At 73.1% G+C, this 22520-nt stretch carries 28 protein-coding genes and 1 pseudogene; 16 read left to right on the top strand and 13 right to left on the bottom strand.

Annotated elements, in window-relative coordinates; translation table 11 throughout:
- The first annotated feature begins 26 nt into the window (after window positions 1-26).
- Complete coding sequence (locus tag ACFYO8_RS23280; protein WP_354869454.1) at window positions 27-2036, top strand: beta-galactosidase; 2010 nt, start codon at window positions 27-29, stop codon at window positions 2034-2036.
- A 43-nt stretch (window positions 2037-2079) separates the two neighbouring features.
- Here the strand turns inward: ACFYO8_RS23280 and ACFYO8_RS23285 are convergent, their stop codons facing one another.
- On the bottom strand, window positions 2080-2730 hold the full coding sequence (locus tag ACFYO8_RS23285) for a LysE family translocator (protein ID WP_354869451.1): 651 nt from the start codon (window positions 2728-2730) through the stop codon (window positions 2080-2082).
- Between the two features lie 128 nt (window positions 2731-2858).
- Here ACFYO8_RS23285 and ACFYO8_RS23290 point away from each other — a divergent pair, with 128 nt between their 5' ends.
- Complete coding sequence (locus ACFYO8_RS23290) at window positions 2859-3401, top strand: GNAT family N-acetyltransferase (protein WP_354869449.1); 543 nt, start codon at window positions 2859-2861, stop codon at window positions 3399-3401.
- On the opposite strand, the gene ACFYO8_RS23295 is transcribed toward ACFYO8_RS23290, so the two are convergent.
- Window positions 3396-3803 carry a DUF1232 domain-containing protein gene (locus ACFYO8_RS23295; protein ID WP_354869447.1) on the bottom strand — a complete coding sequence of 136 codons (408 nt, stop codon included), beginning with the start codon at window positions 3801-3803 and terminating at the stop codon, window positions 3396-3398. The two genes, ACFYO8_RS23290 and ACFYO8_RS23295, sit on opposite strands and share 6 nt — an antisense overlap.
- 134 nt (window positions 3804-3937) lie before the next feature.
- On the opposite strand from ACFYO8_RS23295, the gene ACFYO8_RS23300 reads away from it, so the two are divergent.
- Complete coding sequence (locus tag ACFYO8_RS23300) at window positions 3938-4408, top strand: DUF1992 domain-containing protein (protein ID WP_354869445.1); 471 nt, start codon at window positions 3938-3940, stop codon at window positions 4406-4408.
- Window positions 4409-4415: 7 nt separating this feature from the next.
- On the opposite strand, the gene ACFYO8_RS23305 is transcribed toward ACFYO8_RS23300, so the two are convergent.
- From ACFYO8_RS23305 to ACFYO8_RS23315, 3 genes are read right to left on the bottom strand one after another with little or no spacing between them, the layout of a single operon-like run.
- Complete coding sequence (locus ACFYO8_RS23305; RefSeq protein WP_354869443.1) at window positions 4416-4982, bottom strand: maleylpyruvate isomerase N-terminal domain-containing protein; 567 nt, start codon at window positions 4980-4982, stop codon at window positions 4416-4418.
- Window positions 4979-5755, bottom strand: coding sequence for a class I SAM-dependent methyltransferase (locus tag ACFYO8_RS23310; protein WP_354869441.1), 777 nt, complete (start codon window positions 5753-5755; stop codon window positions 4979-4981). The genes ACFYO8_RS23305 and ACFYO8_RS23310 overlap by 4 nt, the downstream gene beginning before the upstream one ends.
- Window positions 5756-5794: 39 nt before the next feature.
- Entirely contained in the window at window positions 5795-6781 is a 987-nt protein-coding gene (locus tag ACFYO8_RS23315; protein ID WP_355015184.1) for a hypothetical protein, read from the bottom strand.
- Window positions 6782-6824: 43 nt separating this feature from the next.
- On the opposite strand from ACFYO8_RS23315, the gene ACFYO8_RS23320 reads away from it, so the two are divergent.
- Window positions 6825-7682, top strand: coding sequence for an MBL fold metallo-hydrolase (locus ACFYO8_RS23320; protein WP_354869437.1), 858 nt, complete (start codon window positions 6825-6827; stop codon window positions 7680-7682).
- Here the strand turns inward: ACFYO8_RS23320 and ACFYO8_RS23325 are convergent.
- On the bottom strand, window positions 7679-7924 hold the full coding sequence (locus tag ACFYO8_RS23325; protein ID WP_354869434.1) for a hypothetical protein: 246 nt from the start codon (window positions 7922-7924) through the stop codon (window positions 7679-7681). The two genes, ACFYO8_RS23320 and ACFYO8_RS23325, sit on opposite strands and share 4 nt — an antisense overlap.
- A gap of 570 nt (window positions 7925-8494) precedes the next feature.
- Here ACFYO8_RS23325 and ACFYO8_RS23330 point away from each other — a divergent pair.
- Window positions 8495-9240 (top strand): annotated as a pseudogene (locus tag ACFYO8_RS23330) (SDR family oxidoreductase).
- Here ACFYO8_RS23330 and ACFYO8_RS23335 read toward each other — a convergent pair.
- On the bottom strand, window positions 9220-9813 hold the full coding sequence (locus tag ACFYO8_RS23335; RefSeq protein WP_355047553.1) for a TetR/AcrR family transcriptional regulator: 594 nt from the start codon (window positions 9811-9813) through the stop codon (window positions 9220-9222). The pseudogene ACFYO8_RS23330 and the gene ACFYO8_RS23335 overlap by 21 nt on opposite strands.
- A 127-nt stretch (window positions 9814-9940) precedes the next feature.
- Between ACFYO8_RS23335 and ACFYO8_RS23340 the strand changes: the two genes are divergently transcribed.
- Window positions 9941-11113, top strand: a complete 1173-nt coding sequence (locus ACFYO8_RS23340; RefSeq protein WP_387190139.1) for a macrolide family glycosyltransferase — start codon at window positions 9941-9943, stop codon at window positions 11111-11113.
- Between the two features lie 48 nt (window positions 11114-11161).
- Here the strand turns inward: ACFYO8_RS23340 and ACFYO8_RS23345 are convergent, their stop codons facing one another.
- Window positions 11162-11698: a DUF1062 domain-containing protein gene (locus ACFYO8_RS23345; RefSeq protein ID WP_354869423.1), complete on the bottom strand. Its 537-nt coding sequence runs from the start codon at window positions 11696-11698 to the stop codon at window positions 11162-11164.
- A gap of 333 nt (window positions 11699-12031) precedes the next feature.
- On the opposite strand from ACFYO8_RS23345, the gene ACFYO8_RS23350 reads away from it, so the two are divergent.
- Together ACFYO8_RS23350 and ACFYO8_RS23355 are read left to right on the top strand one after the other, a co-directional pair.
- A complete protein-coding gene (locus ACFYO8_RS23350) occupies window positions 12032-12649 on the top strand; it encodes a TetR family transcriptional regulator (protein WP_355047628.1) in 618 nt (205 codons plus the stop codon).
- Window positions 12650-12712: 63 nt separating this feature from the next.
- Complete coding sequence (locus tag ACFYO8_RS23355) at window positions 12713-14284, top strand: MDR family MFS transporter (RefSeq protein WP_387190059.1); 1572 nt, start codon at window positions 12713-12715, stop codon at window positions 14282-14284.
- A 63-nt stretch (window positions 14285-14347) separates the two neighbouring features.
- Here ACFYO8_RS23355 and ACFYO8_RS23360 read toward each other — a convergent pair whose 3' ends face one another.
- Together ACFYO8_RS23360 and ACFYO8_RS23365 are read right to left on the bottom strand one after the other, a co-directional pair.
- Window positions 14348-14656 (bottom strand): hypothetical protein, encoded by a 309-nt coding sequence (locus tag ACFYO8_RS23360; protein WP_387190142.1) that lies wholly within the window; start codon window positions 14654-14656, stop codon window positions 14348-14350.
- A 134-nt stretch (window positions 14657-14790) separates the two neighbouring features.
- Window positions 14791-15609 carry a TIGR04222 domain-containing membrane protein gene (locus ACFYO8_RS23365; RefSeq protein ID WP_387257527.1) on the bottom strand — a complete coding sequence of 273 codons (819 nt, stop codon included), beginning with the start codon at window positions 15607-15609 and terminating at the stop codon, window positions 14791-14793.
- Window positions 15610-15759: 150 nt separating this feature from the next.
- Here ACFYO8_RS23365 and ACFYO8_RS23370 point away from each other — a divergent pair, with 150 nt between their 5' ends.
- From ACFYO8_RS23370 to ACFYO8_RS23385, 4 genes are all read left to right on the top strand, one after another.
- A complete protein-coding gene (locus tag ACFYO8_RS23370) occupies window positions 15760-16248 on the top strand; it encodes a GNAT family N-acetyltransferase (protein ID WP_354869411.1) in 489 nt (162 codons plus the stop codon).
- 95 nt (window positions 16249-16343) lie between these two features.
- Window positions 16344-16871 carry a DUF2087 domain-containing protein gene (locus ACFYO8_RS23375; protein WP_354869409.1) on the top strand — a complete coding sequence of 176 codons (528 nt, stop codon included), beginning with the start codon at window positions 16344-16346 and terminating at the stop codon, window positions 16869-16871.
- Window positions 16868-17377: a GNAT family N-acetyltransferase gene (locus ACFYO8_RS23380; protein WP_354869406.1), complete on the top strand. Its 510-nt coding sequence runs from the start codon at window positions 16868-16870 to the stop codon at window positions 17375-17377. The genes ACFYO8_RS23375 and ACFYO8_RS23380 overlap by 4 nt, the downstream gene beginning before the upstream one ends.
- 74 nt (window positions 17378-17451) lie before the next feature.
- The gene (locus ACFYO8_RS23385) at window positions 17452-17886 is read left to right on the top strand and encodes an Hsp20/alpha crystallin family protein (RefSeq protein WP_354869403.1); all 435 of its coding nucleotides are present in this window, start codon (window positions 17452-17454) and stop codon (window positions 17884-17886) included.
- A 5-nt stretch (window positions 17887-17891) separates the two neighbouring features.
- Here ACFYO8_RS23385 and ACFYO8_RS23390 read toward each other — a convergent pair whose 3' ends face one another.
- The gene (locus ACFYO8_RS23390; protein WP_354869400.1) at window positions 17892-18905 is read right to left on the bottom strand and encodes a YafY family protein; all 1014 of its coding nucleotides are present in this window, start codon (window positions 18903-18905) and stop codon (window positions 17892-17894) included.
- Between the two features lie 74 nt (window positions 18906-18979).
- On the opposite strand from ACFYO8_RS23390, the gene ACFYO8_RS23395 reads away from it, so the two are divergent.
- From ACFYO8_RS23395 to ACFYO8_RS23405, 3 genes are read left to right on the top strand one after another with little or no spacing between them, the layout of a single operon-like run.
- Complete coding sequence (locus ACFYO8_RS23395) at window positions 18980-19966, top strand: tyrosine-type recombinase/integrase (protein WP_387190070.1); 987 nt, start codon at window positions 18980-18982, stop codon at window positions 19964-19966.
- A gap of 29 nt (window positions 19967-19995) precedes the next feature.
- On the top strand, window positions 19996-20586 hold the full coding sequence (locus ACFYO8_RS23400; RefSeq protein ID WP_387190073.1) for an LLM class flavin-dependent oxidoreductase: 591 nt from the start codon (window positions 19996-19998) through the stop codon (window positions 20584-20586).
- A complete protein-coding gene (locus ACFYO8_RS23405; protein WP_387190076.1) occupies window positions 20571-20840 on the top strand; it encodes a hypothetical protein in 270 nt (89 codons plus the stop codon). The genes ACFYO8_RS23400 and ACFYO8_RS23405 overlap by 16 nt, the downstream gene beginning before the upstream one ends.
- A 4-nt stretch (window positions 20841-20844) precedes the next feature.
- On the opposite strand, the gene ACFYO8_RS23410 is transcribed toward ACFYO8_RS23405, so the two are convergent.
- Complete coding sequence (locus tag ACFYO8_RS23410) at window positions 20845-21216, bottom strand: VOC family protein (protein ID WP_387190079.1); 372 nt, start codon at window positions 21214-21216, stop codon at window positions 20845-20847.
- A 99-nt stretch (window positions 21217-21315) separates the two neighbouring features.
- On the opposite strand from ACFYO8_RS23410, the gene ACFYO8_RS23415 reads away from it, so the two are divergent.
- A complete protein-coding gene (locus ACFYO8_RS23415; RefSeq protein ID WP_387190082.1) occupies window positions 21316-21774 on the top strand; it encodes a hypothetical protein in 459 nt (152 codons plus the stop codon).
- A 3-nt stretch (window positions 21775-21777) separates the two neighbouring features.
- Here ACFYO8_RS23415 and ACFYO8_RS23420 read toward each other — a convergent pair whose 3' ends face one another.
- Window positions 21778-22464, bottom strand: a complete 687-nt coding sequence (locus ACFYO8_RS23420) for a thymidine kinase (protein ID WP_387188514.1) — start codon at window positions 22462-22464, stop codon at window positions 21778-21780.
- Window positions 22465-22520 lie beyond the last annotated feature (56 nt).

Genomic DNA, 22520 nt, shown 5'->3' on the forward strand with positions numbered 1-22520 from the left:
TCGCACCTCTTCCTATTTTGGCCGGGATGCCAACTAAAACGTTGTGGGGCGACGGCCGGCTCTGCTACGGCGGGGACTGGAACCCGGAGCAGTGGCCGCCCGAGGTGTGGCGCGAGGACGTCGGCCTGATGCGCGCCGCCGGGGTCAACCTGGTCACCGTCGGCGTGTTCGCCTGGTCCCGACTGGGACCCGAACCCGGCCGTTACACGCTCGACTGGCTCGATCGCGTGCTGGACCTGCTGCACTCCGGCGGCATCCGGGCCGCCCTGGCCACCCCCACCGCGTCGCCGCCGCCGTGGTTCTCGCTGCGTCACCCGGACGCGCTGCCGGTCACCGCCGACGGCGTACGCCTGACCCACGGCAGCCGGGACACCTACTGCGCCGCCGCGCCCGCGTACCGGGACGCCGCCCGGAACATCGCCGGGGTGCTGGCCGCCCGCTACGCACACCACCCGGCGCTGGCGCTGTGGCACGTGCACAACGAGTACGGCACCACCTGCCACTGCCCGCACGCCGAGGCGGCGTTCCGCCGCTGGCTCACCACCCGGTACGGCGACCTCGACGCGCTCAACGACGCCTGGGCCACCAGCTTCTGGAGCCAGCACTACTCCGACTGGGCGCAGGTCGGCACGCCCCGCGCCACCCAGTACCTCGCCAACCCCGGCCAACTGCTCGACTTCCGCCGCTTCTGGTCCGACACGTTGCTGTCCGCGTACACCGAGCAGCGGGACCTGCTGCGCGCGGCGAACCCGGCGGTGCCGGTCACCACCAACTACGTCCTCGGCGACTGGGTGCCGGTCGACCACGCCCGCTGGGCGCGCGAGGTGGACCTGGTCGCCGTCGACCACTACCCGTCGGCGATCGACGTGGGCGCGGAGGAGCAGACCGCGTTCGCCGCCGACCTCGCCCGCGGCTGGGCCCGCCACGGAGCCGGGCACCCGGTGCCGTGGCTGCTGATGGAGAGCGCCCCCAACCAGATCCACACCGCCGGGCGGATGCACACCAAGGAGCCCGGCCGGATGACCCGGCACAGCCTCGCCCACGTCGCGCGCGGCTCCGCCGGGGTGATGTTCTTCCAGTGGCGCGCCCCGGCCGGCGGCGCGGAACGCTTCCACTCCGCCGTGGTGTCGCACGCCGGAGCCGACACCCGCGTGTTCCGCGAGGCCACCGACCTGGGCTCCGCGCTGGCCCGGCTCGCCGGGACCGCACCGGGCCGCGTCGAGGCAGGCGTGGCCATCGCGTACGACGCGGCGAGCGACTGGGCGCTGCGGCACCCGGGGATGCCCCGCGCCGGACTCGACCACAGCGGCGAGGCGGCCGCCGCGCACCGGACGCTGTGGCACGCGGGCGTCACCGCCGACGTGGTGCCGCCCGGCGCTCCGCTCGACGGTCACCGGCTGCTCGTGCTCCCCGCCCTGTACCTGGCCTCGGACGCCACAGTCGACTGGGTACGCCGGCACGTCGACGCGGGCGGGCACCTGCTGGTGACCTGGCTCAGCGGCGTCGCCGACGAGCACGCCCGGGTACGCCTCGGCGGCTACCCGGGCGCGTACCGGGATCTGCTCGGCGTGCGGGTCGAGGAGTTCCATCCCCTCGCCGACGACCAGCGGGTGCCGCTGACCGGCGGCGGGACCGGCCGGATCTGGTCGGAGACGGTCCACCCGGCCGGGGCGGAGACGATCAGCGCGTACGCCGGGGGAGCGCTGGACGGCCGGCCCGCGATCACCCGGCGCCGGATCGGCGACGCGTACGCCTGGTACGTCTCCACCCGCCCCGACGACGACACCTACCGGCGGCTGCTCACCGAGGCGGCCCGGCTCGCCGGTGTCACCCCTGCCTGCCCGGACGCGCCGCCGGGCGTCGAGGCGGTACGCCGCCACGACGGCGACGGGACCCTGCTCTACCTGCTCAACCACACCGAGGAACCACAGCGGGTGCCGGCTGCGGGGTTAGAACTGCTGACCGGCGCGGCGGTCGACGGCGTATTGACCGTGGCACCGGGTGGTGTGGCGGTGGTGCGCGAGGAGAACCCGTGACGCCGCCCCGGCGGTGTTCACGGGCTGCCGCGCGTACCCCGGGTCAGGGGGTGGCGACGGCGGCGCGGGAGCGGTCGGCGGCGATCCGCACCGCGAGCGCCGCCAGCACGGTGCCCATCACGTACCGCTGAAGGCGCGCCCAGCCCGGCCGGCGGGTGAGGAACGCCGACACCGAGCCGGCGCTGAGCACGATGAGCGCGTTCACGGTGAGCGCCACGACGATCTGGGTCAGGCCGAGCAGCAGGCTCTGCACCGCCACGTGCCCGCGCGAAGGGTCGACGAACTGCGGCAGCAGCGACACGTACAGGATGGCGATCTTCGGGTTGAGCAGGTTGGTGACCAGCCCCATGGTGAACAGGCGCCGGGGCCGGTCCGGCGGCAGCGGCGCCGGGGTGAACGCCGACCGGCCGCCCGGGCGCAGCGTCCGCCAGGCCAGCCACAGCAGATAGGCGGCACCGGCGAGCTTCACCGCCGTGTACAGCGGCGGGACCAGCACGAAGACGGTGGCGATGCCGGCCACCGCGGCGGCCAGGTAGACCAGGAAGCCGGCCGCCACGCCGAGCAGCGACACCAGCCCGGCCCGCCGCCCCTGCGTCACCGACCGGGACACCAGGTAGACCATGTTCGGGCCGGGTGTGAGCACCAGACCGAGCGCCACCAGGGCGATCCCCATCACCGCGCCGACAGTGACCACGTCGCCTCCCCGCTACCGACCGTGAACCGGACCCTACGCCGGTTGCCGGTGTCCGCGAGCGCCCATGGGACGGTTGTGGGCTGTTGCGCGGGTCACGTGATCGGGTGCGCGGCGGTGATACTTGCCGCATGCCGATCGTCCTGTCCGCGCCGGCCACTTCGACCGCACCCGGTCTGCTGCTGCGCCCGTGGCGCGACTGTGACGCCGACGCGCTGATCGAGGCCTACCGGGATCCGGTGCTGCGCGCCTGGACCCGTCATCCGGTGACCGGACCGGCGCAGGCGCGGGTGTTCCTGCGCCGCAGCCACCACGGCTGGGCGGCCGGGCACCGGTTCATGTTCGCGGCGCTGGAGGGGGAGCAGGTGGTGGCCTGCGTGGTGCTCAAGGACGTCCGCCCGGGACGCCCGGCCGCCGAGGTCGGCTACTGGACGGCCGCTCCGGCGCGCGGCCGGGGCGTCGCGCCACGAGCGGTGGAGGCGGTCACCGCGTGGGCGTTCGCCCGGTTCGCCGCCGTCGGCCTGACCCACCTGGAACTGCTGCACCAGGTCGACAACGAGGCATCCTGCCGGGTGGCGGAGAAGAGCGGGTACGCCTTCGCCGAGGTGCTGCCGGCCCGCCCGCCGTTCCCCCGGGACGGCCACCGCCACGTCCGCCACCGGCCGGTCTCATGACGGAGGAGACGTGACAGTGCCGCCGAGCAGGCGCAGCAGCAGACGCGGCTCGCCCGGCCACGCGTCGAGCAGCACCTGGCGGGGCACCTGCCGGGCGGCGTAGCGCAGCGCGAGCGCCACCACCACGATGTCGTCCAGCGGGCCGATCACCGGCAGGAACTCCGGGATCAGGTCGATCGGACTGGCCACCCAGAGCCCGGCGACGACGATCGCGACCCGGGCACGGCGGGGCACGCGCGGATCGCGGCGCAGCCGTCGCACGGCCGTCACGCAGTCGGGCACGAACGCGGCCAGATCGCGCAGCACCCCCGGCGGCAGGCGCCGGGCCAGCAGCACCAGCACCGCCCAGCTCACGACCAGGCAGGCCGTCGCCACAGCGAGGCCGATGACCCAGTCCCGCACGCCGTCACCCCTTTTTCGTACCCGGTGGCACGCTACGCGGCGGCCCCGCCCGGCCTACGGGAACAGCCCGGCCGCGGGCGACGCTGACCCTTGTCGGACGGCGGCGGATAACGTGGGTAGGGGAGGTGACGGCGGTGACGACAAGCTGGGAGGCCGCGGTCGAGGCGCAGATCCGCTCGGCCCAGGAGCGCGGCGAGTTCGACAACCTGCCGGGCGCCGGCAAACCCATCCCGGGCCGCGACACGCCCTACGACGAGGGCTGGTGGATCCGCAGCTTCATGGAGCGCGAGCAGATCCCGTCCGACCTGCTGCTGCCCACGCCGCTGCAACTGCGCCGCCGCATCGAACAGCTTCCGGCCGAGCTGCGCGACCTGCCGACCGAGGAGTCCGTCCGGTCGTACGTGGCGGCCCTCAACACCGAGGTGGTGGCCTGGCTGCGTACCCCGACCGGGCCGCGCGTGGTCGTCCGCCCGGTGAACGTCGAAGAGGCGGTGCGCCGCTGGCGGGCCGACCGGGAACGCGCCAGGCCGGGCGTCGCGGCGCCCGAGCCGCCGCGCGCCGCCCAGACCCGCCCGCGCCGCCGTTGGCGCTGGTGGCGCCGCTGACAACGCGTCAGGGACGCGCCGCCTGCCAGGTCCAGGCGGTACGTCGTGGCCGGTCGCCGAGCGGTGCGCGTCCGGTCAGCCACAGCAGCACCGGCGCCGGGTCGCCCTCCGGGGCGTCCGGGAACAACCGGCGCACCACCCGGGCGCACAACTCGGCCGGTGGCGACCAGTCCAGCCCGAGCCCTCGGGTCAGGTCGTGGGTGTGCAGCAGGATCTCGGCCACGCCCATCGCGGCGAAACCGCCCGGATCGCACGGGCCGAAGTGCCACGCCCGGTCGTCCGGGCTCGCGGCGTCGATGGTGGCGGCGAGCATCCCGGCCGCCGACGCCGCGACAGTCAGCACCTCGGCGGGCGCCGCGTCGGCGCGTACCCGTAGGTCGAACGGGAGATAGCCGCCGTCGGGCCGGCCGGACACCTGACCGGCGTACGCGGTCAGGTCGTGCGCGATGTGCGCGGCGGTGGTCCAGCAGGACCAGTCCAGGTCTCCCGCGCGTCCCGTCCAGTCCCGGTCGGTGGCGGGCCGCAGCACTGCGGTCATCGCGGCGGCGGCGGCCCGGACGTCCGCGCTGTTCACCTGCGCCGCACCCGCAGCACGCAGGTGAGCATCGGCAGCGTGAACTCCCCGTCGGCCGTCTCCGGGCGGCTCGCCAGGTACGCGCGGATGCGATCGAGTGTCTGCGTGCGTTCCCGCTCCGGCATGACCAGCATCCCGGCCCGGGTGGCCAGCGTCGCCACGAGCGAGTCGGCGGTACGGCGCTGCCCGTGCGGGAACTCCGCCTGCTCCGGTGAGTCGAACCGGGCCTCACCCGTCCTCGGCAGGTACATGCCGGCCGTGGCGGCGCGCCAGCTCGCTGGCGTGTCCCGGGGGCCGATCGCGGCGCTTCCGCTGACCGCCGCGAGCCCGGCCACCCAGTCGACCCGGTCGTCCACCACGTTCCACAGCCCGGCCAGGACGCCGCCGGGCGCGAGGACCCGGGCGATCTCCGGACCGGCCACGGCCATGTCGAACCAGTGCATGGCGTTGCCGGCGACCACGGCATCGACGGAGGCGTCCGGCAGCGGGATCTCCTCGGCGCTGCCGGGCAGCGCACGTACGCCCGGCGCGGCGCGACGCAGCTCGGCGAGCATGGCCTCGTCCGGCTCGACCGCCGTCACGTCGCCGCTCACCTGAGCCAGTGTGGCGGTGAGCTTGCCGGTGCCCGCGCCGAGGTCGAGCACCCGCGCGCCGGGTGCGGGTTCGAGCGCCCACCGCACGGCGTCCCGCGCGTAGTCCGGGCGGTGTTCGGCGTAGGCGGTCGCCGCCGCGCCGAACGACGACGAGTGCTGGCGTCGTGCGTCCTCATCCATCCGGTCACCCTATCGACGGCCGGCGATCGCCGCGTGGGGCTAGCCGTCCACGCTGCGCGAGAGCTCACCGATGCTCGTCTCCAGCGCGTCGATGTAGGCGTGGATGCGCCACGCCGTCACCACCACGATGCCGAATTGCACGCCGGCCGACGGTACGGGGATGCCGGCGGGCACGCCGGTGACCCAGGCGATCACCCGGGCGAACAGGTCACCGATGACGCCACGGACGATGTCGGTGGTGAGGCCGACCAGCTCGCCGGCGTGCCTCGTGATCACGGCCATGCTCGCGGCGACCTCGGCGAGCCCGAGGAGGGCATCGACGTTGTACGCCATCCGGGCGTGATACGACCGGACGTCCAGCCGGTCGCGCCGCGGCATGTCCTCGGCCACGCACTGCCTCAGGAGCACGCTCAGACACAACAGGTCCCTGCCGTTCGCCTCCCATCCGTCGGCGTCGCACGCGACGACCCGCGGCAGGCCGGCGAGGCCGTCGATCAGGTGACGCAGCGGCTCGATGTGCGTCAGGGCGTACTCCAGGCCGCCGACGCGCAGGGCGGCGTACCAGTCGTCGACCGGCGCGGCGAACTCGGCCACGGGCGCGGCGTCGGCCAGTGGTGCGGCGATCCATTCCCGCTGCTCGACCCGCGAGGTCACGCCGGCCTGGAGACCCTCGAACGAGTGTTCCGGCCCTTCCACCACCGGCGTGCCGTCACGGGTGGCGACGTCGTCGTCGTGACGAACGATCGTCTTCAACTCCTGGTCGCCGTCGGCCACCCGGCGCAGCAGGTCCGCCCACGAGAACATCGTCTCTTCCACGTACGCGATCAGCTCCTGCTGCCTGACGTGGCGGTCGTGCATGCCGGACAGCAGCCAGCCGGCCACCGAACCGAAGGCCGCCACGTCCTGCCCGGCTCGCCCCTGGGCGGCGTGGACCTCACCGAGCAGCGACCGTACGGCGTCCAGGTTCGCCGCGTGCGCCCGGAACTGTTCCGGGCCGACCGGCGCTTCCGGCTGATTCTTGATCACCGCGGCATGGTATTCGCCGCAGCGACGGCACTACCATGTGCGAATGGGCTCCAGTGGAGCGTCGGTCGAGTCCATCTTCTTCGGCACGTCGACCGTCCATGTGTCCGACGGGACGTCGGGCATCCTGATCGACGGTTTCCTGAGCAGGCCCTCGCTGCTCCGTGTCGCGCTGGGACGCGTGGCTCCCGACCTCGGGCGGATCACCGCTGCGCTCTCCCGGGCCGGCGTGACCCGCCTCGACGCGCTCTTCGTCGCCCACTCGCACTACGACCACGTCATGGACGCCCCCGTGGTCGTCAAGCAGCTCGGCGGCAGGCTGTTCGGCTCCGAGTCGACGCTGAACGTGGGACGCGGCGCGGGCCTCGGCGAACAGTCGATGACCCGGATCGCCGACGGCGACGAGTACCGCGTCGGCGCGTTCACCGTGCGCGTGCTCGGCGGCGTCCACAGCCCGGGCAACAGGTTCCCCGGCACGATCGAGGAGCCGCTCGTCCCGCCGGTCAGGGCGAGTAGCTACCGCGACGGCGGATGCTTCTCCTTCCTCATCACCCACCCCGACGGCTCGCTGCTGATCCATCCGAGCGCCAACTTCGTCCCGCACACCTTCGACGGGCTCGACGTCGACGTCGTCTACCTCGCGATCGGCGCGCTGGGTATGCAGTCCGAACGGTTCCGGGACGACTACTGGCGGCACGTGGTGGACGCGACCCGGCCCCGCCTGATCGTGCCGATCCACTGGGACGACTTCTTCGTCTCCCTGGACCGCGGGCTGCGGCCGCTGGCGGGGTTCTTCGACAAGGTCGCCGTGGCCAGGGCGTTTCTCGACCGCAAGAGTCGGGAGAGCGGCATCGCCGTACGGTTCCCGGAGCCCTTCGAGGTCGTCAGGCCGTTGGAACGCTAGTTGTTCTCGCCACACGCGGCGCCTATCGCCAGGCGGACCTCGACCTGCTGTCCCTCAGACCGGATCACCAGTGGTACGCACGCCGGGCTCGCCACCCAGGTGCCGCCGGTGTAGACCGACCACGCGGCCGGAGCGCTCGCGGCCGGGCACGCCTCGACCTGCACCGTGGTCGTCGGGGCGGCGCCCGGGCCCCACCCGATGCGGGCGCGGTCCTCCCAGCCGGGCACCACCCGCACCTCCACAGCCGCTCCGGTCCGTACGAGCAGGCCCCATTTGGCGAAGAGACGCGTCGGCCCTGGTCCATCGGATGACTCGTCGGGTTGCAGCACAGTGGATGACACCGCCACGCTGCCGGCCACCACGCGGTACCGCTCACCGGGAGCCGGTGTCGTGGTGATCGAATCGGCGCACCGCAGACGCTGGCCGCCCTCAGGCAGCGCTGGCAGCGGCGCGGCCTGTGCGCTGGGGGAGGCGGACTGCGACACTGCCGGTTCAGGCCGCTCCGCATCGTCCTTCCTCGTGCAACCGGCCGCCCCGAGCAACAGGCAGGGGATCAGGGCGACGTGCCCCCATCTCCGGTTCGCGGCTCGCACACCTCGATCCTTCCAGACCTCAATACTGAGGCAACCCTGTGCTCTGTCTCATTAATGGATTACCGGTAATGGAAATCCGATACCGAGTCCGACAAAAGGTGCAAACACTCATCACACCATAATGACAGTTATGTGCGCGCGGCGGTGGTGCCGCGAGGGACCGTGTCTCGGTCCTCAACCGACTACCGTGAGGCGGGTACGTCCGAGAGGGGGATGGCGATGCGGATCGCGGTTGCCGGGGCAACAGGCCGCATCGGGGCGCTCACCGTCGCCGCGCTGGAGCGGCAGGGCCACGACGTCGTACGCATCAGCCGCTCGCAGGGTGTGGATCTCCTGAAGGCGACGGGCTGGACGAGGCGCTCGCCGGCGTCGAGTCAGTGGTCGACACGACCAATGTGGCGGCACGTGAGCGTTCCGAGACGATGGCGTATCTCGGCGCCCTCACGCGCAACCTGCTGGCGGCCGAACAGCGCGCCGGCGTACGGCACCACGTGCTGCTGTCGATCGTCGGCATCCACCGGGTCGACGACAACGCCCACTACGCGGGCAAGCGGGAGCAGGAGCGACTGGCGGCAGGCGGGCCGGTGCCGTGGACGATCGTCCCGGCCACCCAGTTCCACGACTTCGCCGCGATGGTCACCGGCTGGACCGAGCGCGACGGCACCGCCACTGTCGCGCCGCTGCTGGTACAACCGATCGCACCCCGGGACGTCGCCGACATCCTCGCCGAGGTCGCGGTCGGTGAACCGCAGGGACACCACGTCGACATCGCCGGGCCCGCGACGGAGGATCTCGTCGACATGGCTCGGCGTACCAATGAGGCGCGGGGTCGCCGGGTCCGGCTTGTCCCGACGTGGTCGGGTGTGTTCGGTACGTCGATGGCAGGCAACGTGCTGCTGCCCGGCGACGACGCGCGTATCGCGCCGACCAGCTTCGACGACTGGCTAGTGGCCGGCGCCCGCTGACGGGGTGACCGCGGCGACGACCAGGTCGACGATGCCGTCGGCGTAGTCGTCGGTGAGTGGGCCGTTGCGCAGCAGCCAGCGGTGGTAGAGCGGGCCGAACAGCAACTCCACCACCAGGTCCAGGGGAGCGTCGGGGCTGACCTGGCCGGCCTCACGGGCGGCCTCCAGGCGGGCGCGGACCGCGTTCAACTGAGGGCGGAGCAGCCGGTCGCGCGCCTGACCGGCCAGGTCCTCGTCGGCGAGTGTCTCGATGGTGATGGCGCGGGTGGTGGCGGACAGCCGTGGATCGGCGAACTCGGCGACGGTGGCCCGGAGAACCTCACGCAGATCAGCCCGCAGGTCGCCGGTGTCGGGCAGGGCGAGGGCCGCCGGCACATTGTCGGCGAGCGCGTCCAGGATGACCGCGCCCTTGCCACGCCACCAGCGGTAGATGGTCTGCTTGCCGACCCCGGCGCGGGCGGCGATCGCCTCGACGGTCAGGGTCTGGTATCCGGTCTCGGTCAGCAGCTCCAGCGCGGCGGCGAGAATCGCGCGGCGGGACTGCTCGTTGCGGCGGGTGGGCTGCGGGGTCACAGCGGCAGCCTACAGCGAGACGAGACGTATCGTCTTGACGGGCGAGGCCGCGCCATGCTCTGCTGGGTAAGCGAGACGGGACGTCTCGTCTCAGCAGAGATCAGGAGACCCCTTGCCGCACATCGCCATGGTCAGCATTCCGTTCCACGGCCACGTCAACCCGAGCCTGGATATCATTCGTACCCTCGTGCGGCGCGGCCACCGGGTCACCTACGCCAACGACCCCGCCTTCGCCGAGGTCATCCGGTCCACCGGCGCGGAGCTGAAGCCGTACGCCTCGACGCTGCCCGGCGACGGCGGCGCCGGAACCGACGACCCGATCGCGCAGCTCACGCTCTTCCTCGACGACGCCGTCGCCATGCTGCCGCAGCTGCGGGCCGCCTACGCCGGCGACCGGCCGGACCTGTTCCTCTACGACATCGCCGGCGCGCCTGCCCGGCTGCTCGGCGAGCAGTGGGGGATCCCGGCCGTCCAGCTCTCCTCGACGTTCGTCGCCTGGGACGGCTACGAGCAGGAGATGGCGCCCGTCGTGGAGGCGATGCGGGCCGATCCCCGCGGCGCCGAGTACTACCAGCGGTTCACGGCATGGCTGACGGCGGAGGGTTCGTCGGTCACCGACAGCATGGCGTTCCAGGGCCGGCCGCCCCGCAGCCTCGTCCTGCCGCCGGAGGCGCTCCAGCCGAACGCCGACCGGGTGGACCGGTCGGTCTACAGCTTCGTCGGCCCGGTCCTGGGCGACCGCGCCGACCAGGGTTCCTGGGTACGACCGGAGCACGCCGAGAAGGTGCTGCTCGTCTCGCTCGGCTCCGCCTTCACCCAGCGGCCCGAGTTCTACCGCCGCTGCGTCGCCGCGTTCGGCGATCTGCCCGGCTGGCACACCGTTCTCCAGATCGGCAAGTACGTCGACCCGGCCGAACTCGGTCCCGTCCCGGACAGCGTCGAGGTTCACCGGTGGGTGCCGCAGCTGGCCGTACTGGAGCAGGCGGATGCCTTCGTCACCCACGCCGGCATGGGCGGCAGCAGCGAAGGTCTCTACTGCGGGACGCCGATGATCGCCGTACCGCAGGCGGCCGACCAGTTCGCCAACGCCGAGCAACTGGCCGCCCTCGGCGTCGCCCGGGTCGTCGACTCGACCGGCGTCACCGCCGCGGAGCTGCGTGCGACGCTGCTGGCCCTCACCGCGGATCCCGCCGTGGTGGCCCGCAGCGCCGAGTTCAAGCGGCAGGCCCGCGCCGCCGGGGGCGCGGACCGGGCCGCCGATCTGATCGAGGCCGAACTCGGCGCGGCGCGCGGCGGGTGAGAAGCGGCGTGGTCGCGGCGGCCGGGTGCCGCCGCGACCACGCCGCGGTCAGTCCTCCGCCAGCACGGTGAAGGTGAATCCGGTGCTCGTCGGACGGTTCAGCGGGATGTCGCACTTGACCCGCCGCAGCACCTCGGACCGGGTGAGGCCGAACCGGTGGGCGATGAGCCGGTCCGGGCGTACCGGCACCGGATCGTCGAAGGTGACCTCCACCCGGACCGGCCACCCGTCCAGCGGCACCGTGGGCGCGTCCACCGTCCACGCGTCCGTCCAGTCCAGGGTGAAGCGGCAGCGCCGGGCGAACGCCGGGTCCAGCAGTGTGGCCGCCACCAGGGCGGGATCGTTGAGTTGATGGCCGTGCAGCTCAACGGGGTCGAACGAGCTGACCGTCGCCCGCTCGCGGACAGTGAGCTTGACGGTGCGGTCGCAGGACACGCAGTGCACCAGCAGCCACACGTCCAGGAGCTTGCCGTTGGCGTTGACGCGGAACCTGCCCCGGGCGGCGGTGGCCGACTCCGCCCCGCAGGTGACGCAGCGCAGCGACAGCAGTGGAAGGCGGGTCCGGCGGACGACCCAGGGCAGCACGATATGAGGTTGGGATGACATGGAGACCTGATCTCTGAAGACCTGACGCGAGGCCGATTACGCGCGGCCTCGGACGCTGTGGCCGGGCGCGCGAGGGCAGCCCGGGCAGCCGGCGCGCAGGCGGCGGCTACAGGCGTGGGGAACGTGTCAGGTTCTAGAGAGCAGGAGGGGTCACGCGGAATCGTCCTTCTTCGCTGCGACAGAGGTGCGAGAAACGTACGGGACGCCGGAAACCGCGCTCAAGCCGTTTTTCGGCACCGCTGCGGTGCGTCACACATCACTTCACTCACTAAAACTTTGCACTCTATGCAAGATCCCTCGTAGAGTTCTGGCATGACCTCCGTTCAGGGCCGCCCCGGCCTGCGTGACCGCAAGAAGCGGCAGACCCGCGCCGCCCTCAGTGCCGCCGCCCTGCGCCTGGTCGCCGAGCGCGGCCTGGACCAGGTGACGGTGGAGGAGATCAGCGAGGCCGCCGACGTGTCGGCTCGCACCTTCTTCAACTACTTCCCCAGCAAGGACGAGGCGGTGCTCGGCGACCAGCCGACCGACCGCGAGGCGCTGGCCGCCCGCGTCGTCGCCGCGCCGCCGGAGGTGTCCGCGTTCGACGCGCTGCGGCTGGCCTTCGACGACGTCGTCGAGACCATCGAAGCCGATCGGGACGTGTGGCTGCTGCGCCTGCGGGTGATCGCGGCGAACCCGTCACTGCTTCCGCGGCTGATCAGCGGCAACGCCGATACGGAACAGGTGATCGTCGCGGCCGTGGCCGCCCGGCTGGGGCTCGACCCGTGCCACGGGCACCCGACGCTCGTCACCACCGTCGCCGGCGCGGTCTTCCGCACCGCCCTGATGCAGTGGGTCGAGCAACCCGACACGACCACGCTGCGCGAGCTGACCGCCCAGGCGTTCGCCGCAGTCGCCGCCGGCCTGCCCGATCCGTACGCCACGACCTGAGCCATTTCGTACCGGCCGCCGCCGTCGCGCGGCCGCTCGCCCGTGCACAAGACAAGGAGTCCGATGACCACCGCCACTGTTCCGCCCGCCGAGACGAGTACGCGGATGTCGCGCCGGGAGGTCCTCCAGGCGTTGTCCGGCCTGATGGTCGGCATGTTCGTGGCGATCCTCGCCTCGACGGTGGTGGCGAACGCGCTGCCAAGGATCATCGCCGACCTCAACGGGAGCCAGACCGTCTACACCTGGATCGTCACCAGCGAGCTGCTGGCGATGACCGCGACGGTGCCGCTGTGGGGCAAGATGGCCGACCTCTACAGCAAGAAGCTGCTGATCCAGCTGTCCCTCGGCCTGTTCGTGGTCGGCTCGCTCATCGCCGGCTTCACCCCGAACGTCGAGGTGCTGCTGCTCAGCCGGGTCATCCAGGGCATCGGCGCGGGCGGCATGACGGCGCTCGCCACGATCGTCATGGCGGCCATGATCCCACCGCGTGAGCTGGGCCGGTACGCCGGCATCTTCGGCGCCGTCTTCGGCGTCGGCACCATCGCCGGCCCGCTGATCGGCGGCGTCCTGGTCGACACGTCCTGGCTCGGCTGGCGTTGGTGCTTCCTGATCGGCGTTCCGTTCAGCCTGCTGTCCATCGCGCTGCTGCAGAAGACGCTGCACCTGCCGGTGGTCCGCCGCAAGGTCCGTATCGACTGGCTCGGCGCCCTGCTGATCACCTCGGGCGTGTCCACGCTGCTGATCTGGTCCTCGCTGGCCGGCAACAAGTTCGACTGGGCCTCCGGCTGGACCGCGCTGCTGGTCGGCGGCGGGCTGGCGCTGCTCGCGCTCGCCGTGTTCGTCGAGTCCCGTACCGAGGAGCCGATCATCCCGCTGGGCATCTTCCGCAACCGCACGGTCAGCCTCACCACTGTGGCCAGCATCCTCGTGGGTGTGGCGATGTTCGGCGGCACCGTGTTCCTGTCGCAGTACTTCCAGACCTCGCTGGGCAAGTCGCCGACGACGGCCGGCTTGATGAGCCTGCCGATGGTGCTCGGCCTGCTGGTCTCCTCGACAGTGGCGGGCCAGCTCATCACCAAACACGGCCGCTGGAAGCGGTTCCTGGTGGCGGGCGCCGCGGTGATGACCGTCGGCATGCTGCTGCTGAGCACCATCGACGCCAACACGAGCGTGCCGGTGCTGTCGGTGTACATGGCGGTGCTGGGTGTCGGCGTGGGCATGCTCCTGCAGAACCTGGTGCTGGCCGCGCAGAACGACGTGCCGGCCGCCGAACTCGGCGCGGCCACCTCGGTGCTGACGTTCTTCCGCAGCATGGGCGGCGCGATCGGGGTCAGCGCGCTCGGTGCCGTCCTGGCGAACCGGGTGACCTCGCTGACCGTCGAGCGGCTGGGGCCGATCGCGGCCGGCGGCGGTTCGGCCGAGGTGCCGGACCTGTCCGCCCTGCCGGAGCCGGTGCTGCGGATCGTGCAGGACGTCTACGGCACCGCCACGTCGGAGATGTTCCTCATCGGCGCGCCCTTCGCCCTGCTCGCCCTGATCGTGGTGCTGTTCATCAAGGAGAAGCCGTTGAACACGCTCAGCGGCGACGAGCGCCGGGCCCGCGAGGAGGCGGCGGCCGCCGCCGGCACGCACTGAGGCGTCCGAGCGGGCGTGGGGCCGCCCCCGGGATCACCGGGGGCGGCCCCTTGGTGCGTACGGTCAGCGTCGGGTGCGGTCGTTGATCTCGGTGCCGGACTCGCCGGGCATGGCGCCGATCGCCTCCTCGGCGGCGCGTCCACCCGTACTCTCGTCGCCCTGCTTCAGCGAGCTGCGGGGCAGCCCGGCCAGGTGCGCCGGATCCTCGATCGGCTGGGGCGGCCACTGGTCCTGCGTACCGTTCGTCACCCCGGCGCGGCGCAGCGCCTCGACCAGTTGGTCCGGCGACAGGCGGTCGACCTCCTGTATCCCGGCCCCGCGCGCAATCGCCTGCAGTGTCTTCAGGTCTTCGCTCACGAATGTCTCGGCCATGTCCGAGCCTTCCCGGCGCTCAAGACAAGGAAACCCGGCCCGCCGCACCCACTCGTCGACCATGAATCAATGCCGGGCAAAACGGACATCAGGCACCGCCAACTTCATGATCGACCAGAATTGGGGAGGGCTGGTCAGCGGCGGGCGGGTTTGCGGTCGGGGCGAGGGCGGTCGCGCTCCGGGTCGACACCCACCTGCACGGCGAACGCCGGGTCCACGGCCAGCAGCGGCCGAGGGCCGAACAGCGCCATGCCGGTCAGCAGCGTGTCGGTGTCCCGGCCCTGCCAACTCGGGCGGCGCTCCGGGTCGAGGTCGGCGTGCTCGCGACGCAGCCCTCGCAGCAGCCGGCGGGCGGCGGCGCCGGTCTCCGGCACCTCGGTCAACCACCAGCCACCGAGCGCGGTGGCCAGGCAGCACAGCAGCAGCCCGGCGACCGAGGCCGGGCCGCCCGCGGAGCGCCCCTCGACCGCGCTGTCCACCAGCCGGGTCAGGCCGGCCACGGCAACCGCGAACAGCGGCACCGTACCCAGCGCGATCCGCCGCCGCTGCGCGCGGCTGAGCAGCCAGCCGTCGCGGACCAGCCGCCCGACCGTACGGCGCAGCGCCCGGCCGACGTCCGGGTCGGCGAGCGCGGCCGCCCAGGTCTGCGGGCGGCGCAGCGCGGAGTGCAGGGCGCGCACCAGCGCGGGCGAACCGGCCGGGGGCCGCCCCTGTGCCTGCAGGGTGGCGAGTTCACCGACTTCGACCCCTCCGGTGCGACGCAGCGCCGCCACTCCGACCTGGCAGGCCAGCAGCGCCCGGTCGGTCAGGTACGCCAACTCGACCCGGTCGGGCGTCGCGCCCCGGGTACGGCGGCCGGTCAGTTCGCGTACCGCCAGGGCGATCACGACGGCCACGGCGACCGCGCCGAGGTAGTCGAGGAGGAAGATCGGCCCGCTGACTCCCCAGAGCATGACGACAAGTATTCAGGAGCCGTGGCGTACCTCGATGTCCCAGATCTGGGGTCACGGACGCCGCAGGTCCCGGGCGGGTGTCGGCGGTGCGCAGCATGATGGACGGAAACCGTTGGCCGATGGGCCGGACCGCGGCTAGCGTGCCTCACGATGCGGATCCGTGACTATGCCGACGCCGACTGGGACAAGGTCTGGCCGATCGTCTCCGACGTCCTCACCGCCGCCGACACGTTCGCGTACGATCCGGCATGGCCGCCGGAGACGGCGCGCGAGGTGTGGGTGGAGCGCCCGCCGGGGCGTACCTCGGTCGCGGTGGACCACGACGGCGCGGTGCGCGGCACCGCGAAGATGGGCCCGAACCGGCCCGGGCCGGGGTCGCACGTGGCGACGGCGAGCTTCATGGTCGCGGCGGACGCCCGCGGGCGGGGCGTGGGCCGGGCGCTGTGTACGGAGGCGCTGGACTGGGCCCGGCGGCAGGGCTTCGCCGCGATGCAGTTCAACGCCGTGGTGGAGACCAACACGGCGGCGGTGGCGCTGTACCGGCGGCTGGGATTCACCGTGATCGGCACCGTGCCGGAGGCGTTCGCGCACCCGACGGGGAGACTGGTCGGGCTGCACGTCATGCACCGGCGGCTGTGAACGCGATCGGAAGTGACCTGGAGCGTCGCCACCGGGGCGGCGGCGGCCGGAAAACGCCTCGCCGGATCCGGTGGGTTGCTGGCAGGCTGCCCGCTATGACCGCTCAAGCCCTCGCCGGTGCGCTCGCCGACGAGCGCCGCCGGATCGTGTTCGCCGCGATCGTGCTCGGCGCCCGGGACGTGCCGGCCGTGGTGGCCCGTACCGGACTGCCCGCCCGCGACGCCGCGGTGGCCGTACGCCGTCTCACCGACGCCGGTGTGCTCGCCGACGACGGCGGCGGGCTACGGGTCGACGCCGAACGGCTGCGCGAGTTCGCCCGGGCCGCGGCGGCGTCCCCGGCGGCGCCGGCGGCGAATCCCCGCGAGACGATCCTGCGCACCTTCCTGCGCGACGGCGTGCTGACCCGGCTGCCCGCGCAGCGGGGACGCCGCCGCGTCCTGCTGGAGCACATCACCGAGCGCAGCTTCGAGCCGGGGCGGCGCTATCCGGAGCGGGAGGTGGACGACCTGCTGCGCCGGTGGTGCGAGGGCGGCGAGGCCGACCACGTGACGCTGCGCCGCTACCTGATCGACGACATGCTGCTCACCCGCGAGCAGGGCGTCTACTGGCGGACCGGCCCGTGAGCGGCTGGAGCACGCAGGTCGTGCGCCCGGATGAGCCGGACGCGACGCTGATGCTGCGCGAGTACATGGCCGAGATGGTGCGCCGCTGGTACGCCCGCCCGGAGCAGCCCGGTGAGGTGGACGCCGCGCTGGCTGAGGACCCGAGCGACGGCCTGGCCCCGCCGACCGGGTTGCTGGTGCTGGCCCGCCGCGACGGACGGGTCGCCGGGTGCGCCGGGCTGAGGTGGGAGCCGGGCTGGGCCGAGATGACCCGGGTGTACGTGCGCCCGGAGCACCGGGGCGCCGGCGGCGGCGCGGTGCTGATCGACGCGATCGAGGCGTACGCGGTCGCCGGTGGAGCGGCGCGGATCCGGCTGGACACCCGCTCGGACCTGGTCGAGGCGCGCGCCCTGTACGCCCGGCTCGGCTACCGGGAGATCCCTGCTTTCAACAACGGCCCGTACGCGCAGCACTGGTTCGAGAAGACGCTTCCGAGCCGAGTTGACGACACGGCGGAGGCGCGCTAAAACAGAACCAGGAACTTGAGTCACCCGGACTCAACCTAAGACCTTGGGTCAGGAGAACCGAGGAGGCAAGAGCCATGTTGATGCGTACCGACCCGTTCCGCGAGATCGACCGGATCGCCGAGCAGTTCTTCGGCACCACCGCCCGGCCCGCCGTGATGCACCTGGACGCCTACCGCGACGGTGACCACTTCTACGCCGCCTTCGACCTGCCCGGCGTGGACCCGGACAGCATCGACTGCACCGTCGAGCGCAACGTGCTGACCGTCCGCGCCGAGCGACGCCGCCCCACCGGGGAGAACGTCGAGCTGGTCGCCGCCGAGCGGCCGATGGGCACGTTCACCCGGCAGCTGTTCCTGGGCGACACGCTCGACACCGACCGGCTGGAGGCCGGCTACGACAACGGGGTGCTGACGCTGCGCATCCCGATCGCCGAGCGCGCCAAGCCCCGCCGGATCGCGGTCGCCACACCCGCCGAGGGCAACGGCCGCCGTCAGCTCACCACCGTCTGAGCACGTCACGCCGACGCGGGGGAGGCCGGAGCACCGGCCGACCCCGCCTCGCCGTAGAGCCGGGTCAGCGCGTGCGCGGTCGCGGTGAACCGGTCGCGCAGCGCCGCCGGGGCGAGCACCTCCACCTCGGCACCGAGCTTCAGGAATTCGGTGTGGGCGTGCCGGACCGACTCGATCGGCACAGTGGTCTCCAGCCATCCGTCCGGGCCGGGCTCACCGGCCGCGGCCCGGGCGGCCCGGCTCATCTCCGGCGGGAACACGTACGGCATGAACTCCAGCGCTGCCACGGTGAGCCGGATGCGGGCCTGGTCACGGTAGACGTCGCGTTCGTAGCGGGCGGTCCACTCCCGCCAGTACGCGGCCAGGTCGAAGTCGTCGGGCCGCGTGTACGGCTCGTCGGTGACCTCGACGTCGAGGACCGCGCCGACCCGGTAGGTGCGTACCTGCTCCTCGCACCGGCCCACCAGATACCAGCGGCCCGCCTTGAGCACCACGCCCAGCGGGGCGACCAGCCGGGTCACCTCCCGGGGCGCCCGCCAACGCCGGTACCGCAGCCGCACGAGCCGGTCCCGCCAGACCGCGCCGGCCAGCGCCTCCAGGTGCGGGGTGGCTTCCGGGCGCCGGAACCAGCCGGGGGCGTCCAGATGGAACCGCTGCCGGATCCGGCCGCTGCGGTCGGCCAGCTCACCGGGGAGCGCGGCACGCACCTTCAGCTCGGCGGCGGCCACCACCGACGCGAGGCCCAGTTCGGCGGCCGGGCCGGGCAGGCCGGCGAGGAACAGCGCCTCGACCTCCGGGCCGGTCATCCCGGTCAGCCGCGTCCGGTAGCCCTCCAGCAGCCGGTAGCCGCCGGCCGGCCCCCGGTCGGCGTACACCGGGACACCCGCGGCGCCGAGCGACTCGACGTCGCGGTAGACGGTCCGCACCGACACCTCCAGGGCGTCGGCGAGCTCGTGGGCGGTCATCCTCCCCCTGGTTTGTAGGAGCAACAGCAGGGAGACCAGCCGGCTGGCACGCACCCGGTGACGGTAACCCGGATCCGCGACAGCGCGCCTCGTCGCGAAACCCCGCGCTTACTGAGAGCCTTTCTCACATGCTTCGCCCCGAGGTGCTGCCCCGCGCCCGCCCCGCACTGCCCGCCGGTCCGGCCGACATCACCGAGGCGTGGCTACGCAACCGGCGGCTGTCCGAGCACACCCGCGACGCGTACCGCCGCGACGTCACCGGCTGGCTGAGCTGGTGCGCCGAGCACGCCGTCGACCCGCTGCGGGCCACCTTCCTCGACGTCAACGCCTACGGCCGCGAACTGGAGTCCACGCCCCGCGGCCCGGCGGGACGCCCGCTCACCCCGGCCACCGTCGCGCGCCGGCTGTCCGCGCTGTCGAGCTGGTACGACTTCCTGGTCAAGCTGGGCGCGGTTCCGGCCAACCCGGTGTCGGCGGCGGACCGGCCGCGCGTGGACCGGGACCACTCCGCCACCGTCGGCCTGACCCCCGAGGAGGTCGACGCGCTGATCGCCGCCGCCGAGGCCGACACCGGCCCGGCCGCAGCGCGCAACCGGGCCGCCGTCGCGCTGCTGGCCGACCTGGGGTTGCGGGTGGGGGAACTGGTCGCGCTGGACGTGTCCGACCTGGGCACCGAGCGCGGTCACCGCAGCGTCCGCTTCGTCGGCAAGGGCGGCAAGGTACGCCGGCGCGCGCTCACCCCGGGCACCGCGTACGCCGTCGACGCCTACCTGGCCGTACGGGCCGCCGCGCAGGGTGTCACGGTGCCGGAGCTGACCGGTCCGCTGCTGGTCACCGCCACCGGCGGTCGGTTGGACCGGCACGCCGTGTTCCGGCTGGTACGCCGCCTCGCGCAGCGCGCCGGGATCGCCGCGTGGGCGAAGCTGTCCCCGCACTCGCTGCGGCACGCGTTCGCCACCACGGCCCGCTCCGAGGGGGTGCCGCTGGAGGACGTGCAGGACGCGATGGGGCACGCCGATCCGCGTACCACCCGCCGCTACGACCGCGACCGGCACAACCTGGACCGCGACCCGGCGTACACGATCTGGGCGGCCCGGGCCCGCCGCCGCGGCTGACCGTCGCACCCCCGCCGTAGGGTGCCGCCATGCGGCACGGGTTGGAGATCGCCTGCGGTGGCGGCACGCTGACGGTGGCCGAGCTGGTGGCGCTCGGTGAGCTGGCGGAGCGGGCCGGCTGGGACGGGGTGTTCCTGGAGGACTACCTCGTGCACCACGCCGGGGACGACCCGCCCACCTGGGATCCCTGGCTGGTGCTGGCCGCGGTGGCCGGGCGCACCGGGCGGGTGCGGCTGGGCACCACTGTCACCGCGCTGCCTCGACGTCGTCCGGCGAAGCTGGCGCGGGAGGTGCTCACCCTCGACCATCTCTCCGGCGGCCGGGCCGGCGTCGCGGTCGGGGTCGGCGACCCCGCCGACCGGGGCCTGGCCGCGTTCGGCGAGCCGACCGACCTCAAGACCCGCGCCGCGATGCTCGACGAGGGCCTCGACCTGCTGGTCGGGCTGCTCGGCGGCGAACCGGTCACGCACCACGGCGTCACTACCGGGCCGAGGGCGTGGCGCTGCGTCCCCCGCCTGTGCAGTCGCCCCGGGTGCCGGTCTGGGTGGGCGGCAGCACCCAGGCGAAGGCGGTGCTGCGGCGCGCCGCCCGGGCGGACGGGATCGTGCCCTACAAGCTGACCGACACCGACGGCTGGTCGGACTTCACGCCCGACGAGGTGGCCGGCCTGGTCGCCGCGCTGCCGGCCCGCCGTGCGGACGGCCAGCCGTTCGACGTGGCCGTCGGCGGCCGGCGGCGCCGTCCCGACGAGCGTGCCGAGCGGGCCTACCTGGCTCAGCTCGCGCAGGCGGGGGCCACGTGGTGGCTGGAGTACGTCCCGGCGGGTGATCCGGCCGCGATGCGGGCCGCGGTGCTCCGCGGCCCGCTGCGCTGACCGGTCAGCCCTGCGGACGGGGGCAGAGGCAGAACGGCTGGCCGATCGGGTCGAGCAGCACGGTCCACCGCTCGCCGCCGGGCTGGAAGTCCGGCCGGGTCGCGCCGGCCGCCACCAGGTCCTTCTCCGCGACCGTCACGTCGTCGACGTAGAGGTCCAGGTGGTAGCGCTTGCTGCCGCTGTCGTCCGGCCAGGCCGGTGGCGCGTACCCGGGCACCAGGCCGAAGCCGATCGACGTGCCGTCCTTGGTGATCATGGCGTACTCGGCCTCGCTGTGGGTGATCTCCCAGCCGAGCGCGTGGGCGTAGAAGGCGGCGTGCGCGGCCGGGTCGGAGCTGTCCAGGCTGATCATGGCGATGTCGGCGTGAGTTGTCATGCCGGCAGTCTGCCGCCGGTGCCTGCCACCTCCTGTCAGGTACAGCCGCGCGTCGTAACCGGCTGCGCGTCGGCCTCCGGTTGCCTACCGTCGACGGTGATGGGCAGGCAGCGGCAGTGGCAGCACCCGGCCCGGCGTCGCCGGCCGCTACGCGCGGGCGTGCTGATCGCCGGTCTCGGCGTGGGCACCTGCCTGATCGGGGTGGCCGGTCTGGCGGTGTGGAACGCGCAGGTCGTGTTCCAGGCCGACGGGCCGGTGCGGGAGACCGCCGACGGGTTCTTCCGCGACGTCGCGTCCGGGGACACCGACGCCGCGTACGAGCGGCTGTGCGCCGAGGCCCGAGGTAAGTGGAGCAAGACCGGCTTCGCGAGCTGGGTGCGGACCCCGCCGCAGGTCAGCGGCTACGAGATCGTCGACGTGTCGGTGGCGACCCGGTCCGGCCGGCCGCGCGGGACGGTGGTCGTGCGGATCAACCGTGACGGCGGCGGCAGCGAGGAACGTGAGCTGCCGGTGGTGCCGGAGGGCGACGGCTGGCGGGTTTGCGGAGATCCGTTCTGAGGCTCAGGCGCGCGGGCCGAGGTCGCCGGAGCGGTAGTGGCGGCGGCACAGCACCTGGTAGCGCACGTCGGCGGTGTCGACGGTGTCACCGATGACGACCTGGGCGCCCTCGCGGACCACCCGGCCGCCCACCACGCGGGCGTTGAGCAGCCCTTCCCGGCCGCACCAGCACAGCACCTCGATCTGGATGCGGGCCACCTCGTCGGCCAGCTCGAACAGCCGCTGCGCGGCCGGGAACAGGCAGGAGCGGAAGTCGGTGGCCAGGCCGAAGGCGAAGACGTCGACGTCGAACCGGTCGACCAGCTCGGCCATCTGCTCGATGTGTTCGAGGTTGTAGAACGACGCCTCGTCGCAGATCAGGTAGTCCACGCGTACCCCCTCGGCCCACGCGTCGCTGACCAGGACGCGTAGGTCGAGGTCGTCGGTGACCTCGACGGCCTCGTGGGCCAGGCCGATGCGGGTGGTGACCTGCGGGCCGAGCGAGCGGTCGATGCGGGTGGTGACCAGGCCGCGGCGGCCCTGCCGGGCGTGGTTGTGGTTCATCTGCAACGCCATGGTGGACTTGCCGCAGTCCATCGGCCCCCAGAAGAACTTCAACGCGGCGGCGTGCAGCGGCCGGCCGTCGACGCCGCGCGCGGCGGCGCAGCCGGCGGCTCGGTCGTCGCCGGGCCCCGGCAGGGGGCGGGCCAGGCAGGTCGGGGCGGCGTCGTCGGTCACGTCGGGGCAGCCTAGTCCATCGACGCCGC

The sequence above is a fragment of the Micromonospora sp. NPDC005257 genome (genome assembly GCF_042872445.1).
Classification (GTDB): Bacteria; Actinomycetota; Actinomycetes; order Mycobacteriales; family Micromonosporaceae; genus Micromonospora.

What these genes read in the sequence shown, in the direction of transcription:
- ACFYO8_RS23280 (WP_354869454.1), top strand. Translation starts at nt 27, where the DNA reads ATGCCAACTAAAACGTTGTGGGGCGACGGCCGGCTCTGCTACGGCGGG.
- ACFYO8_RS23290 (WP_354869449.1), top strand. Translation starts at nt 2,859, where the DNA reads ATGCCGATCGTCCTGTCCGCGCCGGCCACTTCGACCGCACCCGGTCTG.
- ACFYO8_RS23310 (WP_354869441.1), bottom strand. Translation starts at nt 5,755, where the DNA reads ATGGATGAGGACGCACGACGCCAGCACTCGTCGTCGTTCGGCGCGGCG.
- ACFYO8_RS23320 (WP_354869437.1), top strand. Translation starts at nt 6,825, where the DNA reads ATGGGCTCCAGTGGAGCGTCGGTCGAGTCCATCTTCTTCGGCACGTCG.
- ACFYO8_RS23340 (WP_387190139.1), top strand. Translation starts at nt 9,941, where the DNA reads ATGGTCAGCATTCCGTTCCACGGCCACGTCAACCCGAGCCTGGATATC.
- ACFYO8_RS23350 (WP_355047628.1), top strand. Translation starts at nt 12,032, where the DNA reads ATGACCTCCGTTCAGGGCCGCCCCGGCCTGCGTGACCGCAAGAAGCGG.
- ACFYO8_RS23355 (WP_387190059.1), top strand. Translation starts at nt 12,713, where the DNA reads ATGACCACCGCCACTGTTCCGCCCGCCGAGACGAGTACGCGGATGTCG.
- ACFYO8_RS23360 (WP_387190142.1), bottom strand. Translation starts at nt 14,656, where the DNA reads ATGGCCGAGACATTCGTGAGCGAAGACCTGAAGACACTGCAGGCGATT.
- ACFYO8_RS23365 (WP_387257527.1), bottom strand. Translation starts at nt 15,609, where the DNA reads ATGCTCTGGGGAGTCAGCGGGCCGATCTTCCTCCTCGACTACCTCGGC.
- ACFYO8_RS23370 (WP_354869411.1), top strand. Translation starts at nt 15,760, where the DNA reads ATGCGGATCCGTGACTATGCCGACGCCGACTGGGACAAGGTCTGGCCG.
- ACFYO8_RS23375 (WP_354869409.1), top strand. Translation starts at nt 16,344, where the DNA reads ATGACCGCTCAAGCCCTCGCCGGTGCGCTCGCCGACGAGCGCCGCCGG.
- ACFYO8_RS23385 (WP_354869403.1), top strand. Translation starts at nt 17,452, where the DNA reads ATGTTGATGCGTACCGACCCGTTCCGCGAGATCGACCGGATCGCCGAG.
- ACFYO8_RS23395 (WP_387190070.1), top strand. Translation starts at nt 18,980, where the DNA reads ATGCTTCGCCCCGAGGTGCTGCCCCGCGCCCGCCCCGCACTGCCCGCC.
- ACFYO8_RS23400 (WP_387190073.1), top strand. Translation starts at nt 19,996, where the DNA reads ATGCGGCACGGGTTGGAGATCGCCTGCGGTGGCGGCACGCTGACGGTG.
- ACFYO8_RS23410 (WP_387190079.1), bottom strand. Translation starts at nt 21,216, where the DNA reads ATGACAACTCACGCCGACATCGCCATGATCAGCCTGGACAGCTCCGAC.
- ACFYO8_RS23415 (WP_387190082.1), top strand. Translation starts at nt 21,316, where the DNA reads ATGGGCAGGCAGCGGCAGTGGCAGCACCCGGCCCGGCGTCGCCGGCCG.